This is a genomic window from Providencia sp. PROV197, assembly GCF_028479625.1.
Lineage (GTDB): Bacteria > Pseudomonadota > Gammaproteobacteria > Enterobacterales > Enterobacteriaceae > Providencia > Providencia vermicola.
The window spans coordinates 78966-96473 of record NZ_JAMPNZ010000030.1 but is presented as its reverse complement, the minus strand read 5'-3'; the positions used below and the strand labels follow the sequence as shown (position 1 = coordinate 96473).

Sequence of the window (17508 nt, the reverse complement as noted above, 5' to 3'; positions counted from 1 at the left end):
GACAACCCCTTTTTTGCATTTTTTTTTCGTTCGCGTTTTTTTTAGCCAAAAAAGAAGTTATAAGCTAAATTGCACCCGATGATTGACTATTTCAGCAGCAATTTGTCCTTTACTCACGTAATATAGATATCCAAGAAATAAGATTTGAGATGAATTATGGAATTAAGTAAGCAACAAACGGCTTCGCAAAAAAATCGTTCTTATATTATTGCAGAAAATCTGGGCCAACAGATTTTAACAAGTGCCTATTTGCCTGATTCCATTTTACCAAGTGAATTAGAGTTATCAGAAAAGTACCAAGCCAGCCGAACTGCAATAAGAGAAGCCATCAAAATATTAGCTGCTAAAGGCATGGTATTAGCACGTCCTAAAATAGGAACTCGTGTTATGCCCTCATCAAATTGGAATTTTTTGGATCAAGATTTATTAACTTGGTGGGCAAATAGCGAAGAACAATCCGTTGTGATTAAACATTTCAAAATTGTTCGCCTCGCAATTGAACCCCAAGCTTGTTATCTTGCAGCTATACATGCAACACCCGAACAGAAGCAATCTTTACAGCTTTTAGCGAATGAAATGTTGTTACTCGCAAAAGAGTTCGATAGAGAACGTTGGGTAAAAGTGGATTACTATTTTCATTTAACAATTTATAAAGCCTGTGCAAACCCTTTTCTAATCTCTTTTGCTAATTTATTTCGTTCTATTTATCAACGTTATTTTGATGTCATTACTGACAATGAAGTTATCGAAGTTGATATCCACCAGCAATTAGCGAATGCCATTATCCAAGGTCAAAGTACCAAAGCTCTCGATTTTTGCTATAAGCTATTAACAGTGAACGAAAAATAACCTAACAAGATAACTTATCCCAGCGGGCTTTAACTTTTTAGATAGGTACTCGATGTTCAAAACAGCCAAAAATATGTCTGGCCTTCCATGGATTGCGGCAATGGCCTTTTTCATGCAGGCGCTTGATGCCACTATTTTGAATACGGCTTTACCTGATATTGCGAAAAGCCTTCATCATTCACCCCTTGCAATGCAATCTGCCGTTGTTAGCTATACATTGACGGTTGCATTGCTAATTCCTATTAGTGGATGGTTTGCTGATCGGTTTGGTACTCGCCGTATCTTTATTTTAGCCGTTTCATTATTTTCTTTCGGTTCTTTACTTTGCGCCCTTTCCCCATCATTGAATTTTTTAGTGACTTCCCGAATTATTCAAGGAATTGGTGGTGCAATGATGATGCCCGTTGCTCGATTAGCATTAATAAGGGCGTATCCACGTAGTGAGTTATTACCGATATTAAACTTTGTGACCATCCCAGGATTAGTCGGACCAATATTAGGTCCACTGTTAGGTGGTATATTGGTTACTTATGCCACATGGCATTGGATATTCATTATTAATATTCCTATTGGAGTTTTAGGTATTTTTTATGCTCTAAAACACATGCCTGATTTTAAAATGCCAAAACGAAAATTTGATACGCTCGGATTTTTATTATTTGGTTTTGGTTTAGTCATGCTTTCCGTTAGCTTGGATTTATTTGGCGATAAAGCGCTACCTGCATCTATTCCTGCAGCGATTACTGTTGGCGGTTTTCTTTTCTTATTGTTGTATGTTTTCCATGCAAGACGTATTAAGCATGCAATCATCCCATTAAATTTATTTAAAACTCGAACATTTTCGATTGGTATCAGCGGTAATATTGCTACGCGTCTAGGTACAGGCAGTATTCCATTTTTAATGCCATTAATGCTACAAGTTGGATTTGGTTATGAAGCGGTTGTCGCTGGAATGATGATGGCACCATTGGCTATTGGCTCAATAACAGCAAAATCAGGGGTCACAAAAATCCTCACTAAATATGGATACCGTAATACATTATTTGTGATCACTGTAATTATTGGGTTAATGATTGCCCAGTTCTCATTGCAATCCCCGAGTATGTCTATTTATTTATTAGTTGTGCCATTATTCATATTAGGAATGGTCATGTCAGTTCAGTTTACTGCGATGAATACCATTTGCTTAGCGGATTTAACAGACAATAATGCAAGCGCAGGAAATAGTATGTTAGCCGTCACCCAACAACTATCCATTAGTTTTGGCATTGCCGTGAGTGCCGCGATATTGAATTTCTATGATGGCCAACCTAATAGTAATACCGTGGATAATTTCCACTATACCTTTATTACTATTGGTGTGGTTACACTGGTTTCCGCTTTTGTCTTCTTATTATTAAGTAAAACCGATGGTGATAACTTAATTAAAGGAAAAACCAAAAAAGCTAAGAATTCACCTTCTTAACAGACTGGCGCTCGATAAGCTCAGGGGTGAGTACTAACACACTGGTCTCTGCCTCTGGGTTATCCATTCGATAAATCAGTTGATTAACTGCTTGTTGCCCTAACTCATCTTTTGGTTGATGAATGGTTGTTAATGGTGGGATCATATAAGAAGAAAGATCGATATCATCATAACCGACAATCGAAATATCATCAGGCACTTTCATCCCCTTTTGGAATATTGCCTGATAAGCCCCAACTGCCATGGCATCATTACCCGCGAAAATAGCTTGAGGTGGGATAGGTAATTCAAGTAATGCATTCATTGACTCAAAACCACCAGCGAATTCAAAATCACTGAAAATCAGATAATCTTCATCAATTTTAATGCCGGCGTCATTCATAGCTTGAATAAAACCTTGGTGACGGGCTCTTGCTGGTGATTTATCTTGCGGCCCTGCAATGCAAGCAATACGAGTGAACCCTGCATTAATTAAGTAGCGAGTAGCCATTTCGCCCCCTAAAAATGAGTTATCTTGGATAACATCACCGCCAGATTCAAATGGCGACCAGTCCATCATTACCGTCGGTACCGCAGGATAACGAGCCAGTACCTCTTTTGATGGCCCTTGAACTTCAGTACACATGATCAATAACCCATCTACCCGCTTTTGTAATAGGGTCTCTAAACTATGATTCATCCGTTGAAGGTCACCTTCTGTGTTGCACAAAATCAAGCTATAACCACGCTCGTAGCAACTCCGTTCTACACCTCGCACCACTTCCGCATAAAATGGGTTGTTACTGGTTGTTAGCAACATTCCAATTGTATTCGTGCGATTCATTTTTAAGCTTCTCGCCAATGCCGAAGGGGCGTAATTTAGCTCTTCAATTGCATTTTTAACGCGCAGAGTAATACTCTCACTAACGTAGCGATTTTGATTGATAACGTGAGAGACGGTGGATGTCGACACCCCCGCAAGGCGTGCCACATCTTTCATTGTTGCCACAAGTTAATCCTATTGAGCTAAAAATTGGTCAATTTCTTTGCGCCATGGAACTGAAGGCTGAGCACCTGGGCGCGTTACTGCTATCGCCGCCGCCGCATGGGCAAAAATAATAGCATCTTCATCAGCCTTACCTTCTAGTAAAGCGGTAACGTATGCCCCATTGAATGTATCACCTGCCGCAATAGTATCCACTGCTTTTACGCGAAACCCCGCAATTATTTTACCTTGTACGCCTTTTTCACTATACCAAACCCCGCGAGCCCCCAAAGTAATCATCACTTTACTGATCCCTTTTTGGTGTAATACTTCTGCCGCTGCTTGGGCACCTTGGTCATCATTAACGGCAATCCCCGTTAAATGTTCCGCTTCCGTTTCATTCGGGGTGATAATATCCACCAGCGTTAGTAATGAGTCTGGTAATGATTGCGCTGGAGCTGGGTTTAAAATGACTTGAGTATTGTTTTTCTTTGCAATTTCAGCAGCCATCTGAACAGTTTCAATCGGTGATTCAAGCTGCATTAAGACGGCATCTGCCTCAATAATTTTTTGCTGATATTGCGCAAGTCTCTGCGTTGTTAGTTGCGCATTGGCACCCGCATTGATACCAATGATGTTTTCCCCTTGTTGATTGACATAAATCAGAGCAACACCTGTCGTTTCCTCTTTAATCGCATCAATGCATTCCGTTTTAATATTATCGAGATGAAGCTGTTTTTTTATACTTGCACCGATATCGTCATCACCCACACAGGCTATAAAGGTTATGTCAGCACCACTACGACCAGCAGCTACAGCTTGGTTTGCACCTTTTCCACCAAAGGCAACTTGGTAACTGTCGCCACGAACAGTTTCACCTGGCTGTGGGAATTGCTTAACATTCAAAATATGATCAGCATTAATACTACCTAGAACTACCAGTTTTGCTGTACCCATAACATTTATATCCTTTTTATTGTGACTTTATAACCACAAAACCAATAAACCGCCGCAAATGCTGTCACGGCGGTTACTTTATCTTATTGTTTTACCACTAATTCCAATTCAACAGGAACAGTTGCTTCAACTTTTTCGCCTTTTAAGACTTTATCGGCAATCTGCACGCCGACAATACCAATTTGATCAGGACGCTGTGCGATTGTTGCGCCTAATTTACCGCCTTCTACGGCTTTAATGCCATCATTCGTGCCATCGAATCCTACAACTAAAACATCAGTACGACCCGCAGTTTGCAGTGCTCTTAATGCTCCCAGTGCCATTTCGTCATTTTGAGCAAAGACGGCTTGAACCGCTGGGTGTGCAGTAAGCAGGTTTTGCATGACGTTAAGGCCTTTGGTTCTGTCGAAGTCCGCAGGCTGACTCGCCAGTAAATTAAATTTGTGCTCTTTCGCACCCGTATTAAAGCCTTCACCACGTTCACGCGCGGCTGAAGTACCTGAAATTCCTTCTAGTTGAATAACTTTGGCTTCGCTACCTGTTTTTTGTGCAATATAATCCGCCGCCATTTTACCGCCCATACGGTTATCTGAAGCAACGTGACTGACTACCTCACCTTTATTCGCAGCTCTATCTAAGGTAATGACAGGGATTTTTGCTTTGTTTGCCATTAAGATAGAGTTACCCACTGCATCAGAATCTGTTGGGTTGATTAGCATCAATTTAGTTCCACGAACCGTTAAGTCCTGAACGTTTGCCAATTCTTTGGCAGGATTATCTTGTGAATCTAAGACAATCAGTTCATAGCCCAGTCTGTCCGCTTCTTTTTGTGCACTATCTTTCATCGTGACAAAGAAAGGGTTGTTCAATGTTGAAATCACTAACGCAATACTGTCTTTTGCCATCGCATTAACACTAACGGTTGCACTCAGTGCAACAGCTGATAACAATGTAGCTAATTTATTCAGTTTCATAATCGTTTTCCTGTAGGGTTATTTTTTATTATCAACAAGTACCGCAAGTAAGATGACGACCGCTTTGACAATCATCTGATAGTTAGACGAAATACCTAATAAGTTTAAGCCATTGTTTAAGAAACCTAGGATCAATGCACCAATCAACGTGCCAACAATACGCCCTTTTCCGCCTGCAAGGCTTGTACCACCGAGTACAACCGCTGCGATAGCATCCAATTCATACCCATTACCTGCCATGGGTTGAGCCGATGACAAACGTGCAACTTCAATCACACTTGCCAGTGCCGCCAGTAAACCACATAAGGCATACACAATAATTTTGATGCGATCGACGTTAATGCCTGATAAGCGAGTTGCTGCTTCATTGCCACCTAGCGCATAGATATAACGACCTAATCGAGTGTGATGCAACATGTACCATGCCGCAGCAAAAACAATGATCATTAACCAAACTGGGGTAGGAATACCTAATGGACGACCAATACCAAACCAACCAAATAAATCTGCATTATCACTAAAACCTGTATTAATTGGGCTTCCATCGGTATACACACGAGTAACACCGCGCAATAAAAGCATCATCACTAATGTTGCAATAAAGGCTTGAACTTTCCCTTTCGCGACAATGACCCCAGTGCATGCACCAATAGCCGCGCCAAGTGCTAGAGCGCCAGCAACAGCAACTAAAGCATTAACTTCAGCGCCCACCATTGATGCGGCGACTGCGCCAGTCAGTGCAAGTAGTGAGCCCACCGACAGGTCAATCCCTGACGTTAAGATAACCAACGTCATGCCTACCGCCATGATGGCGTTCACTGACGTTTGCTGCAAAATATTGAATAGGTTATTCACCGTAAAAAAATTAGGGCTTAATGTTGATACGATAGCAATTAAGACTAATAGCGCAATTAACGATTTTTGCTCCATTAGCCAAGCTTTGCTGAACCAGCGTTTTGATGATGCAGTTGTTGAACTCATACTGATAACTCCTGAACTGAGCCGTAATTTTTACCCACTGCGGCAGCCATTAAGGCTTCCTGAGTCGCGTCTTTGGCTGTGAACTCACCGCTGATATGACCTTCGTGCATCACCAATATGCGGTCACTCATTCCAATCACTTCAGGCATTTCTGAAGACACTAAAATGATGCTCAGCCCTTCTTTCTTAAATTGGTTAATTAGCTGATAAATTTCTTTTTTTGCCCCCACATCAACACCACGCGTTGGTTCATCAAGGATCAACACCTTTGGTCTAGTCATCAATCCTCGGGCGATAGCCACTTTTTGTTGATTTCCGCCAGAAAGGTTGCCAATGATTTGGTCCATTGATGGGGTTTTTATATTGAATAACCTAATGAAATCACTGACAGTTTGTTGCTCTTCACCATGTTTCAGGCTTCCACCTGCACGGCTGAAATACCGTAATGCCGTTAATGACATATTTTCCTTAACTGACATGCCTAGGACTAAACCGTCCCGTTTACGGTCTTCAGAAATATAAACAATGCCATTATTAAGGCCATCTTGCGGGGTTTTTAACGTGATAGGTTTACCATCAAGGCTGATAGTGCCTGCTTTCTTTGGTGCGGCGCCATAGATGATTTTCATTAATTCTGTACGACCTGCTCCCATCAAGCCTGAAACGCCTAAAATTTCACCACTTTTCAAAATAAAACTGGCGCTTGTTACTCCAGGGCCTGAAACACTTTCGAGCTGTAAACGGGTATCGCCTGCTTGAACATCTACGCGTGGGTATTGGTCTTCAAGTTTTCTTCCCACCATCATTTCAATCAGTTTTTCTTCTTCTAATTCGCTAACGGGTTTTTCGCCAATAAACTGGCCATCGCGAAAAACAGTCACATCATCGCAAATTTCAAAAATTTCTTTTAAACGGTGAGAGATATAAACAATACCGCAGCCTTGTGCTTTTAAGTCTTCAATAACGCGAAATAATGATTCAGTTTCCGTATCAGTGAGAGCATCTGTCGGCTCATCCATGATGATCACTTGGGATTGAAAGCTGAGAACCTTGGCAATTTCCACCATTTGTTGCTCACCAATAGAAAGCTCTGCAATGGTTTGGTGGCTATCATAATCAAGGTTAAGACGTTTTAGCAGTTTGTCCGATTCACTGAACATTTTTTTCCAGTCTATTTTGCCAAACGCACTGACAAACTCGCGTCCAAGGAAAATGTTTTCTGCAATAGTCAGCTCAGGGATCAGGTTTAATTCTTGGTGAATAATACCAATACCCGCTTCTTGGGAACTTTTAGGCCCATTAAACGCCACTTCTTTGCCAAGAAAGCGAATTTTACCTGCGTCTTTTTGATAGATCCCCGTAAGCACTTTCATCATGGTTGATTTGCCAGCCCCATTTTCCCCCACCAGCGCCATGACTTTTCCAGGATAGACATTTAATGTCGCACCACTGAGCGCTTTCACACCTGGAAATGATTTATCGATACCGATAAGTTCTAATAAAGGTTGCATAGTCACCTCAGAAAGTCACACCAGAACAAAGGATTATATTAGCAAATGGCGAACATTCCCCTGTTCTAATGACCGCTTTGCTGTCATGCGTCAGCTGTTTAAAGCGCTCATGACTACAATAGATAATTTCGATTTGATTGCCTTGCACAGTTTGTAGGTCATTCAAATGCGTTAAAATTGCCGTTTCCATGGTGGGATTCATCGCGCTAATTTCTTCAGCAATAATGGCTTTTTCTACCTGCATTTCTTGCGTAACGACCCGCAAAACAGCCATGAAATCGGGTAATCCTTGCGTTATTGCTAAATCAATCCGCTCAGGCCCTGTTGAAATGGGCAAACCTGCATCTGCCAGTGTGATTTGATCTGTATGACCTAATTTAGCAATCACTGAGGTAATATTGGCATTAAGCAGAACACCTTTTTTCATTTTTTCACCGCCATTCCTGATAAGCGAAACGTTTCGCTCACCTAATCATAGTTTAGATGAGTCACAACTCAATATTGATGATTGATATTTGTGATCGGTATCGAAACGTTTCGTTGGCGTTAAAGAAATAAAAAAGGATAACTAATTGAATAGTTTATAGCTGAATCGTTTCTATTGATTCATAAATAAACACACAAAAAAACATTCACAAACAATCAAAAACCCTTAAACACAATTATTGATAATAAATGCCATTGAATTTCATTTTTCCCCTAATTTATGTTGGTATATCAACTGTAATTTAAGATAAGTTGAATTATTTATCTTTAATGGTTGCAACAAGGAATAAAAAATGAATATGACATCGTCAATAAAATCAGTTAATCCAGCAACAAACAAAGTAGAAAAGATTTATGAAGAAATGAGTGCGGAGCAAGTCGATACAATTCTCACCAAAGCAGATACCGCCTACCTGACTTGGAAAAAAACCTCATTTACAGAGCGAGCGGCAATTTTACATAACATAGCAAAAGTTATGCGAGATAAAAAAGAACTTCTCGGAAAAATATGTACAACAGAAATGGGAAAGCTATTAAGTGAGTCAATAAGCGAAGTTGAATTATGCGCAAATATTTTTGACTACTATGCAAATGAAGGAAGCCGTTTATTAGCGGATAAAGAAATTGATGTTAAACACGGAAAAGCCTTCTTAACTTATGAACCAATCGGAGTACTCCTGACGGTTCAACCATGGAATTTCCCGTTTTATCAAATAACTCGAACAGCTGCCGCTAATTTAATGGCAGGAAATACCATTGTTTTAAAACATGCTTCAAATATTCCTCAATGTGCTGAAATGATGGAAAAAATATTTATTGAAGCAGGACTACCGGATGGGGTTTACAACAATTTATTCATTCCTGGCTCAAAAGTTTCTGCTCTTGTTTCAGATGAACGAGTCAAAGCCGTATCTTTAACAGGTAGTAAACCTGCAGGTTCCAATTTTGCCTCTGAAGCCAGTAAAGCAATAAAAAAATCAACCCTTGAGCTAGGAGGAAGTGATGCTTTTATTGTGCTAGCTGATGCAGATATTGATAGCGCGGTTGCATCAGCGACTGCTGGCCGTCTATGGAATGCAGGGCAGGTTTGTGTTTCACCAAAACGTATTATTGTATTAGAAAACGTTGCGAAAGAATTTATCGCAAAAGCAAAAGCAATCTATGAAAAAATTATTGTGGGTGATCCAATGGACCCAGCCACGCAACTTGCTCCATTAAGTAGTGAAAAAGCGGTGAATGAAGTTGTTCATCAAGTTGAAGTAGCCGTAAAAGAGGGAGCAACACTGGTATTTGGAGGTAAGCGATTAGATCGTGAAGGGGCATTTATGCAACCCACAATACTGACAGATATAAAACCGAATATGAAAGCGTATTATGAAGAAATATTTGGCCCAGTACTTTGTATTTATGCTGTAAAAAATATAGATGAAGCCATTCAATTAGCTAACGCGACTGAATTTGGTTTAGGTGGAACTGTCTTTGGTAAAAATGAAGCTGAAGCGATAAAAGTGGCTCGCCAAATAGTTTCAGGGATGGTTTATATCAATCATCCGACAGGAATTGCCCCGGAACTCCCCTTCGGTGGAACTAAGCTTTCTGGTTATGGTCGAGAACAATCACTTGCGGGAATTCGTGAGTTTGTGAATGAAAAATTAATTCGGGTTACCACGCCAGATGCACCTTATTAATCATTTTTAATCTTCAGTTAGGGCTCATGTTTTTTATAGACATGAGCCCTAGCCTATTCAAATCAGCCTTATTCCTACTCAGATTTTCTCGCCTTAATACAGCTACACACGATTTAAATCAAATAACACAAAAGAAAAATGACAAAATTGATTGCGCTGTTTATAAAAGGGCAGATAACCTAAGAATTAAGCGTAACTTAAACATTATTGAATTTTGTTATTCAATGAAAAGGAATATCGATGCAATTATCTGAACGAATAGCTCAATTAAGCAATTACCTTGAAAGTGGTTTATATGAACGCCAGCAAGCTATTCGTTTGTGCTTATTAGCCACACTCAGTGGTGAAAGCGTATTTCTATTAGGCCCTCCCGGGATTGCTAAAAGCTTAATTGCACGAAGAATGAAATATGCCTTCCGTCATGCCCATGCATTTGAGTATTTAATGACGCGCTTTTCGACGCCTGAAGAAATTTTTGGGCCGTTATCTATTCAAGCTTTAAAAGACGAAGGGCGCTATGAACGCCTAACCAAAGGTTATTTACCTGATGCTGAAGTGGTTTTCTTGGATGAAATCTGGAAAGCTGGTCCAGCTATTCTTAATACGCTATTAACGGCTATCAATGAACGTAAATTCCGTAATGGTGATGAAGAAAAAGCTATCCCCATGCGTTTGCTCGTCACGGCTTCGAACGAATTGCCTGATGCAGATAATAGTTTAGAAGCCCTTTTTGACCGCATGTTAGTGCGTATCTGGCTTGATAAAGTACAGGAAAAACAAAACTTTCGGGCATTATTAACAGGAAAATCATCATTAGAAGAATCTCAAATCCCTGAGCATTTAAAAATCAGTGATGAAGAATACCAACAGTGGCAACAAGAAATCCCTAAAATTACGCTGCCCGATCACTGTTTTGAGCTGGTCTACCAGCTGCGCCAGCAATTGGACGCCACTGACAAGCAAGTTTATGTCTCGGATAGACGTTGGAAAAAAGCCATTTATTTATTACAAGCAAGTGCATTTTTTAATGGCCGTAGCAGTGTTTCTCCCCTTGATATTGTGCTTTTAAAAGATTGCCTGTGGCACGATATGCAATCTATGAATACATTACCACAGTTAATTCAATCACTTTTACAAGAAGAGGGTTGGCAGCAGCGTAAATTCACCCGTGAAATTGAGCAAATTTACCAACAGTGGATGTCATCTACGCAAGATCAAAACAGTCAAGATGCCTTTAAAGTGAATAAAAACAATGCGATGTTTGCCCGCAAGGCCTCATATGTGCTGCCTGAGTATGTTCAGGAAGGACGGATCACGCTGTTTTTACATCGTCCATTGCAATTGCATAATATGAAAGTGACATTTGTTACCACAGACAAAAAAGCACTCACTTTATTTTTAAATAAAGGTACGACGTTATCCGCACATTTAAACGGTATTGGTTTTGCACAAGAAATTGCCGCTGAAGTGAATAATTTAAATCAGATACAGTTATTAGATATAAGCCATCAATCATCAACATTATATATCCAAGATAAAACAGTGACACAAACCTCCACATCAAATAACCAAGAATGGTTAGATAAGCTGGATAACATTCAATCTGATATTCAAGGCGCTCGCTATCAATTTGAAAAGCAGCAACCCAATCTTTTTATTGAACCCCATTGGTTGGCAGATATTGAGCAAAGTTTTCTACAAATTTCAGAGAAATTAACGCAATTACGTAATCAGATCACAGGGAAAGTGGCTGAATAATTATGATGAGTTTAGCCACTCTGGAGATGCTGCTTTCGGTTAATGAAAGCCAACTAATTGAAGAGATTATTATCTCGCTCCTTGCTACACCGCAATTAGCGGTATTTTTTGAAAAACACCCTCGTTTAAAAAAAGCATTGTTAAAAGACTTATCCAGTTGGAAAACAGACCTGAAACAGCGCTTACAAGATGCGTTAGTTCCCGCGCAACTTTCTGAAGAGTTTGAGTTGTATCGACAATCCCTTGGTATCTCAACGGATGCTTTTTTTACGCGGCTTCCTTCTGTAATAGAAAGGCTTAACCAAATTGACTCGCCGTTTTACCGAGAAGCAAATCAATTACAAAGTGGTAAAATTGAAAATCGCAGTGCAAGGCAAGCTTTGTTTGTACAAAAGTGGCGAGTCAGCTTAATTTTACAAGTCACCACCCTGCATAAAGAGTTATTAGAGCAAGAAAAAGAGCAATTGCTGGCGGAATTGCAACGCAGGTTAGCCTTGAGTGGAAATTTAGAAGATATTTTGGGTGAAAATGAGCGGGCAGCAGGACGTTTGTGGGATTTAAGCAAAGGGGTAAATATGACCTCCGCTTATAATGACCAGTTGTTAAATCGCTACAGTGAATTTTTACGTCAGCAGCCTGAACTCGAAAAAATAGCTCAATTATTAGGGCGCAGCCAAACAGCGCAAGCTATTCCTGATGATAGCGTGGTTTTAGAACCGATGACCATCATGGAGAAAGTACCAGAGACAGTGCCTGAACAAGTTAATGGCTTAAACCAAAGCGATGATATTTTGCGTTTATTACCCGCTGAACTTGCGATGTTGGGTATCGAAGAAATTGAATTTGAGTTTTATCGAAAATTACTGGAAAAGCAGCTATTAACTTATCGATTGCAAGGGGATAGCTGGCAAGAAAGAAAAGTACTACGCCCTATTACACATCACCATGATGAAGAGCAACCTAGAGGGCCATTTGTGGTGTGTATTGATACATCAGGCTCAATGGGCGGGTTAAATGAGCGTTGTGCAAAGGCATTTTGCCTTGCGCTAATGAAAATTGCGTTAGCCGATAACCGCGCGTGCCATGTGATGCTGTTTTCTACGGATATTGTGCATTACGATTTATTATCTGCAGATGGGCTGGAACAATGCATTCGGTTTTTACATCAAACATTTAAAGGCGGAACAGACCTTGCAGCATGTTTGCAAGAGACAACCGTTAAACTAGAGTCTAAGCAATGGATGGATGCTGATGCTGTGGTCATTTCTGATTTTGTAGCTCAACGTTTGCCCGATGAACTCATTCAAAAAATAAAAACCATGCAGAAGATAGGGAAATACCGCTTCCATGCGGTATCTGTGTCAAACTATGGGAAACCCGGCATCATGAAAATCTTCGACCATATTTGGCGCTTTGACACCGGGTTAAAAAGTAGGCTTTTACGCCGCTTTAGTCGCTAATTACAGCATACCTTCAACAGATTCTTGCATGTCTGGCGCCCAAACACCGCATTGAACTTGGCCAATGTGCTGGCGTTGCAGAAGTAGCATCACTAAACGGGATTGGCCAATACCACCACCAATAGTTTGTGGCATTTCACCTTTTACTAGTGCTTGGTGCCATTCTAGTTCCATCCGTTTTTCATCTTGTGTCAGGCTTAATTGACGCGTTAAGCATTCAGGGCTAACACGGATCCCCATGGAAGACAGCTCAAATGCGTCTTGTAATACAGGGTTCCACACAAGGATGTCCCCGTTTAAACCACAAAAACCGTCTTCGTTTTCTGTTGTCCAGTCGTCATAGTCTGGAGCACGTACATCGTGAGATTCACCACTGGATAACTTACCACCGATACCAATAAGGAAAACAGCACCAAGTTCCTTCGCGATTGCTCGCTCACGGCCTTTAGCATCAAGGTCAGGGTAGCGCTGTAACAGCTCTTCACTGTGGATAAAGTGAATTTGGTCTGGCAGGAACGGTGCCAGTCCAAACTCTTTACTTACGGCAGCTTCTGTTTCTTTTATTGCCTTATAGATTTTACCCACTGTCTGTTTCAGATAAGGAAGTGTACGCTCCTCATCTGCCATCACTTTTTCCCAATCCCACTGATCGACATAGACGGAGTGGATTGGGGTTAAGCGATCTTCGTCCGGACGTAACGCTTTCATATGCGTATAGAGTCCTTGGCCTTCACTGAAACCAAAACGACCTAACGTTTTACGTTTCCATTTAGCCAATGAGTGCACCACTTCAAAGGTCGCACCTGGGATTGATTTCACTTTTACTTGAACCGCTTTTTCACTGCCTGATAAGTTATCTTGTGTACCATCACCAAGACGACTCAGGATAGGCCCTTGAACTTCAATTAGACCGAGTTCTTTTTCAAGTAAACGTGAGAAATAGGATTTTACAAAACTAATTTGTTGCTGATGTTCAATGAATGACTTGTCCATAATTTATTACCCATAATTTGTTTGCTGTATTAGCTGATGTATAGATTAAGCAACAAAATGAGGTATAAATTCAATATCCATCATTAAAAAAAGCCTTTCCTATTTATTTTAATCAAAAAAACAGGTATAAAAATGAATAATCGTTAAAATAGAGGTGAAATAATGCCAGAAAATTATCAAATCGATAATCTCGATCGTGACATACTTCACGAATTAATGAGAAATGCACGTACACCTTATGCAGAATTAGCCAAAAAATTTGCAGTAAGCCCAGGGACAATTCATGTCCGTGTCGAAAAAATGAAACAAGCAGGAATCATTAAAGGCACCCGTATTGATATAAACCCAAAACAGTTAGGTTTTGATGTCTGCTGCTTTATTGGCATTATTTTAAAAAGTGCAAAGGATTACCCAACAGCATTAAAAAAATTGGATGCCTTAGAAGAAGTGGTCGAGGTGTATTACACAACTGGTCAATACAGCATTTTTATTAAGGTCATGTGCAAATCAATTGATGCCCTGCAAGACGTACTTATCAACAAAATTCAAACAATTGATGAGATTCAATCTACGGAAACCCTGATCTCCTTACAGAACCCGATCTTACGTACAATCAACCCTTAGAAAAAAAATGATATAACCACATTATCCACAGGTAGATCCCAGCTCATTCACAGCGTACAATAGCGCCCTATTATTGTGAAAGAGAATCACCATGACAAAAGTAACCTTAATAAGTGGCAGTACAATGGGCAGTGCAGAGTACGTTGCTGAGCACATGGCTGAGATTTTAGAAGAACTTGGTTATGAAACAGATATTCAACATGGCCCAGAGCTTGATGATTTAACACTTGAAGGCATTTGGCTGGTGGTGAGTTCGACTCACGGAGCAGGTGATCTACCTGAAAGTATTCAACCGTTCTTTGATGCTATAGAAGAAAGCTCACCTGATCTCAGCCAAGTGATGTTTGGTGCTGTTGGGATCGGTAGCTCGGAATATGACACTTTTTGTGGTGCGATCCACAAACTAGATACCCTATTAAGCGAAAAAGGGGCTAAACGGATCGGTGAATGTTTTGAAATAGACATCCAAAAACACGAAATCCCAGAAGATCCCGCAGGGGAATGGGTTAAAATTTGGGCAAACGAACTATAGTTTGGTCAAAATAGCATCAGTCAGCTGTGGATAACTCAGGGTAGATCCCTTTATTAACCCGTAGTTATCCAGAGTATAAGTTTTAGGGCCACCAAGGCCTGTGCATAAGTACCCATTTTGATCCCAGCTTATACGCAATTGGATCACGGATCATTCACAGTATATGATCCTTTACATTTTTATGATCTTTAAAGTGAAAATCCACTTATCCACAGAAACCGATGATCCTAATAAAAGATCTAATAAAGAGATCTTTAAATAAAAAGATCTTAATATTATATAGGGGAGAAACCTAAGCTTGGTCTCTTCCTCAAACTTGAGTAGAATTCTCTCCTCAAATGCACAGTCAGCATTTTCTAACGTTTAAGGTTCACACATGTTTTATCCAGAGCAATTTGACGTCATCGTAATTGGTGGTGGTCATGCCGGTACTGAAGCAGCAATGGCAGCTGCACGTATGGGGCGTCAAACCCTATTACTGACTCACAATATTGATACATTGGGCCAGATGTCTTGCAACCCAGCCATCGGTGGGATCGGTAAGGGGCATCTGGTCAGAGAAATTGATGCTCTTGGTGGTTTAATGGCCACAGCAACTGACAAAGCTGGCATTCAATTTAGAACATTAAATGCCAGCAAAGGCCCTGCTGTTCGAGCTACTCGAGCACAAGCGGACCGCGTTCTCTACCGCCAAGCGGTTAGAACAGCTTTAGAAAACCAACCTAATCTAATGATTTTCCAACAACCTGTTGAAGATTTGATTGTTGAAAACAATCAAGTCACAGGAGCGGTTACTCGCATGGGCTTAAAATTTAAAGCCAAAGCAGTCGTCCTAACTGTTGGGACTTTCCTGGATGGAAAAATTCATATTGGGTTAGAAAACTACAGCGGTGGTCGTGCAGGTGATCCACCATCAATTTCCCTTTCTCAGCGTTTAAGGGAATTACCATTACGTGTTAACCGTTTAAAAACGGGAACACCACCGCGTATTGATGCAAGAACTATTGATTTCAGTCAGTTAGCTCAACAGCTAGGTGACGACCCAATGCCCGTATTTTCATTCTTAGGTTCGCAAGATCAACATCCACAACAGATGCCTTGCCATATCACCTATACCAATGAAAAAACGCATGATGTGATCAGAAATAACCTTGATCGTAGCCCAATGTATGCAGGGATCATCGAAGGGATCGGCCCTCGCTATTGCCCATCGATCGAAGACAAAGTCATGCGCTTTGCAGACAAAGACTCACACCAAATTTTCTTAGAGCCAGAAGGTTTAACCAGTAACGAAATCTATCCGAACGGGATTTCCACCAGCTTGCCTTTTGATGTGCAAATGCAGATCGTGCACTCTATGAAAGGGATGGAAAATGCAAGGATCATTCGTCCTGGTTATGCAATAGAGTATGATTTCTTTGACCCACGCGATCTCAAACAAACTCTGGAAAGCAAATTTATTAATGGCTTGTTCTTCGCTGGTCAAATTAATGGGACTACAGGTTATGAAGAAGCGGGTGCACAAGGGTTACTTGCAGGCTTAAATGCTGCACAACATGCCTTTGGCTTAGAAGGCTGGTTCCCACGCCGTGACCAAGCATATATGGGGGTTCTGGTTGACGATCTTTGCACACTCGGCACTAAAGAACCATATCGTATGTTTACCTCACGTGCAGAATATCGTTTGATGTTACGTGAAGATAACGCAGATTTACGTTTAACAGAAAAAGGCCGCGAGTTAGGCTTAGTCGATGATATTCGTTGGGCTCATTTCAACAACAAAGTTGAACTGATTGAAAAAGAACGTCAACGTTTGAAAGACATTTGGGTTCATCCTAAATCGGATAACCATACAGAGATTGATGGCATCTTAACCGTTCCTTTATCCAAAGAAGCTAACGGTGAAGATTTATTACGTCGTCCTGAAATGACTTATCAAATGCTAACTACGCTAAACTTATTTGCGCCTGCAATTGATGATCCACAAGCCGCTGATCAAGTTGAGATTCAAGTTAAATACGAAGGTTATATTGCGCGTCAGAAAGAAGAGATCGAAAGACAGCTACGCAATGAAAACACTTTGTTACCTGTTGATCTTGATTACAAACAAGTGAAAGGCTTATCTAACGAAGTTATGGCAAAGCTGAACGATCACAAACCAACATCGATCGGCCAAGCTTCGCGTATTTCGGGGATCACCCCTGCAGCAATCTCTATTTTGCTTGTATGGTTGAAAAAGCAAGGCATGCTACGCCGGAGCGCTTAA

General features: G+C 40.6%; 15 protein-coding genes. 8 read left to right on the top strand and 7 right to left on the bottom strand.

All coding sequences use genetic code 11. The annotated features are described in order from the left end of the window. Positions 1-156 precede the first annotated feature (156 nt). A complete protein-coding gene (locus PR808_RS17205) occupies positions 157-849 on the top strand; it encodes a FadR/GntR family transcriptional regulator (RefSeq protein ID WP_206085482.1) in 693 nt (230 codons plus the stop codon). Positions 850-901: 52 nt separating this feature from the next. Further along, positions 902-2314 (top strand): multidrug transporter subunit MdtD, encoded by a 1413-nt coding sequence (gene mdtD, locus PR808_RS17200; protein ID WP_272539778.1) that lies wholly within the window; start codon positions 902-904, stop codon positions 2312-2314. Here the strand turns inward: mdtD and rbsR are convergent. The 6 genes from rbsR to rbsD all read right to left on the bottom strand — a co-directional run bounded on the left by rbsR (position 2295) and on the right by rbsD (position 8128). Further along, complete coding sequence (gene rbsR, locus PR808_RS17195) at positions 2295-3302, bottom strand: ribose operon transcriptional repressor RbsR (RefSeq protein ID WP_371007462.1); 1008 nt, start codon at positions 3300-3302, stop codon at positions 2295-2297. The genes mdtD and rbsR overlap by 20 nt on opposite strands. Before the next feature lie 9 nt (positions 3303-3311). Next, positions 3312-4235 (bottom strand): ribokinase, encoded by a 924-nt coding sequence (gene rbsK / locus PR808_RS17190; protein ID WP_206085484.1) that lies wholly within the window; start codon positions 4233-4235, stop codon positions 3312-3314. Between the two features lie 83 nt (positions 4236-4318). Then, positions 4319-5209 (bottom strand): ribose ABC transporter substrate-binding protein RbsB, encoded by an 891-nt coding sequence (gene rbsB / locus PR808_RS17185; RefSeq protein ID WP_206085485.1) that lies wholly within the window; start codon positions 5207-5209, stop codon positions 4319-4321. An 18-nt stretch (positions 5210-5227) separates the two neighbouring features. Next, positions 5228-6190, bottom strand: a complete 963-nt coding sequence (gene rbsC / locus PR808_RS17180; protein ID WP_047756542.1) for a ribose ABC transporter permease — start codon at positions 6188-6190, stop codon at positions 5228-5230. Beyond that, positions 6187-7701, bottom strand: a complete 1515-nt coding sequence (gene rbsA, locus PR808_RS17175; protein ID WP_206085487.1) for a ribose ABC transporter ATP-binding protein RbsA — start codon at positions 7699-7701, stop codon at positions 6187-6189. Before rbsA ends, rbsC begins: the two co-directional genes overlap by 4 nt. A 7-nt stretch (positions 7702-7708) precedes the next feature. Next, entirely contained in the window at positions 7709-8128 is a 420-nt protein-coding gene (rbsD, locus tag PR808_RS17170; RefSeq protein WP_206085496.1) for a D-ribose pyranase, read from the bottom strand. A 352-nt stretch (positions 8129-8480) separates the two neighbouring features. Here rbsD and PR808_RS17165 point away from each other — a divergent pair, with 352 nt between their 5' ends. The 3 genes from PR808_RS17165 (at position 8481) to viaA (ending at position 13093) form a co-directional block, all read left to right on the top strand. After that, positions 8481-9875: an NAD-dependent succinate-semialdehyde dehydrogenase gene (locus PR808_RS17165; protein ID WP_206085498.1), complete on the top strand. Its 1395-nt coding sequence runs from the start codon at positions 8481-8483 to the stop codon at positions 9873-9875. 240 nt (positions 9876-10115) lie between these two features. Then, entirely contained in the window at positions 10116-11633 is a 1518-nt protein-coding gene (gene ravA, locus PR808_RS17160; protein WP_272539777.1) for an ATPase RavA, read from the top strand. A gap of 2 nt (positions 11634-11635) precedes the next feature. After that, positions 11636-13093, top strand: a complete 1458-nt coding sequence (viaA, locus tag PR808_RS17155; protein WP_272539776.1) for an ATPase RavA stimulator ViaA — start codon at positions 11636-11638, stop codon at positions 13091-13093. Here viaA and asnA read toward each other — a convergent pair whose 3' ends face one another. Further along, a complete protein-coding gene (gene asnA / locus PR808_RS17150; protein ID WP_206085511.1) occupies positions 13094-14086 on the bottom strand; it encodes an aspartate--ammonia ligase in 993 nt (330 codons plus the stop codon). It abuts the gene before it with no gap. Between the two features lie 162 nt (positions 14087-14248). Between asnA and asnC the strand changes: the two genes are divergently transcribed. From asnC to mnmG, 3 genes are all read left to right on the top strand, one after another. Beyond that, the gene (gene asnC / locus PR808_RS17145; RefSeq protein WP_206085513.1) at positions 14249-14710 is read left to right on the top strand and encodes a transcriptional regulator AsnC; all 462 of its coding nucleotides are present in this window, start codon (positions 14249-14251) and stop codon (positions 14708-14710) included. Between the two features lie 91 nt (positions 14711-14801). Continuing rightward, a complete protein-coding gene (mioC, locus tag PR808_RS17140) occupies positions 14802-15242 on the top strand; it encodes an FMN-binding protein MioC (RefSeq protein ID WP_206085515.1) in 441 nt (146 codons plus the stop codon). Positions 15243-15618: 376 nt separating this feature from the next. Next, complete coding sequence (gene mnmG / locus PR808_RS17135; RefSeq protein ID WP_206085517.1) at positions 15619-17508, top strand: tRNA uridine-5-carboxymethylaminomethyl(34) synthesis enzyme MnmG; 1890 nt, start codon at positions 15619-15621, stop codon at positions 17506-17508.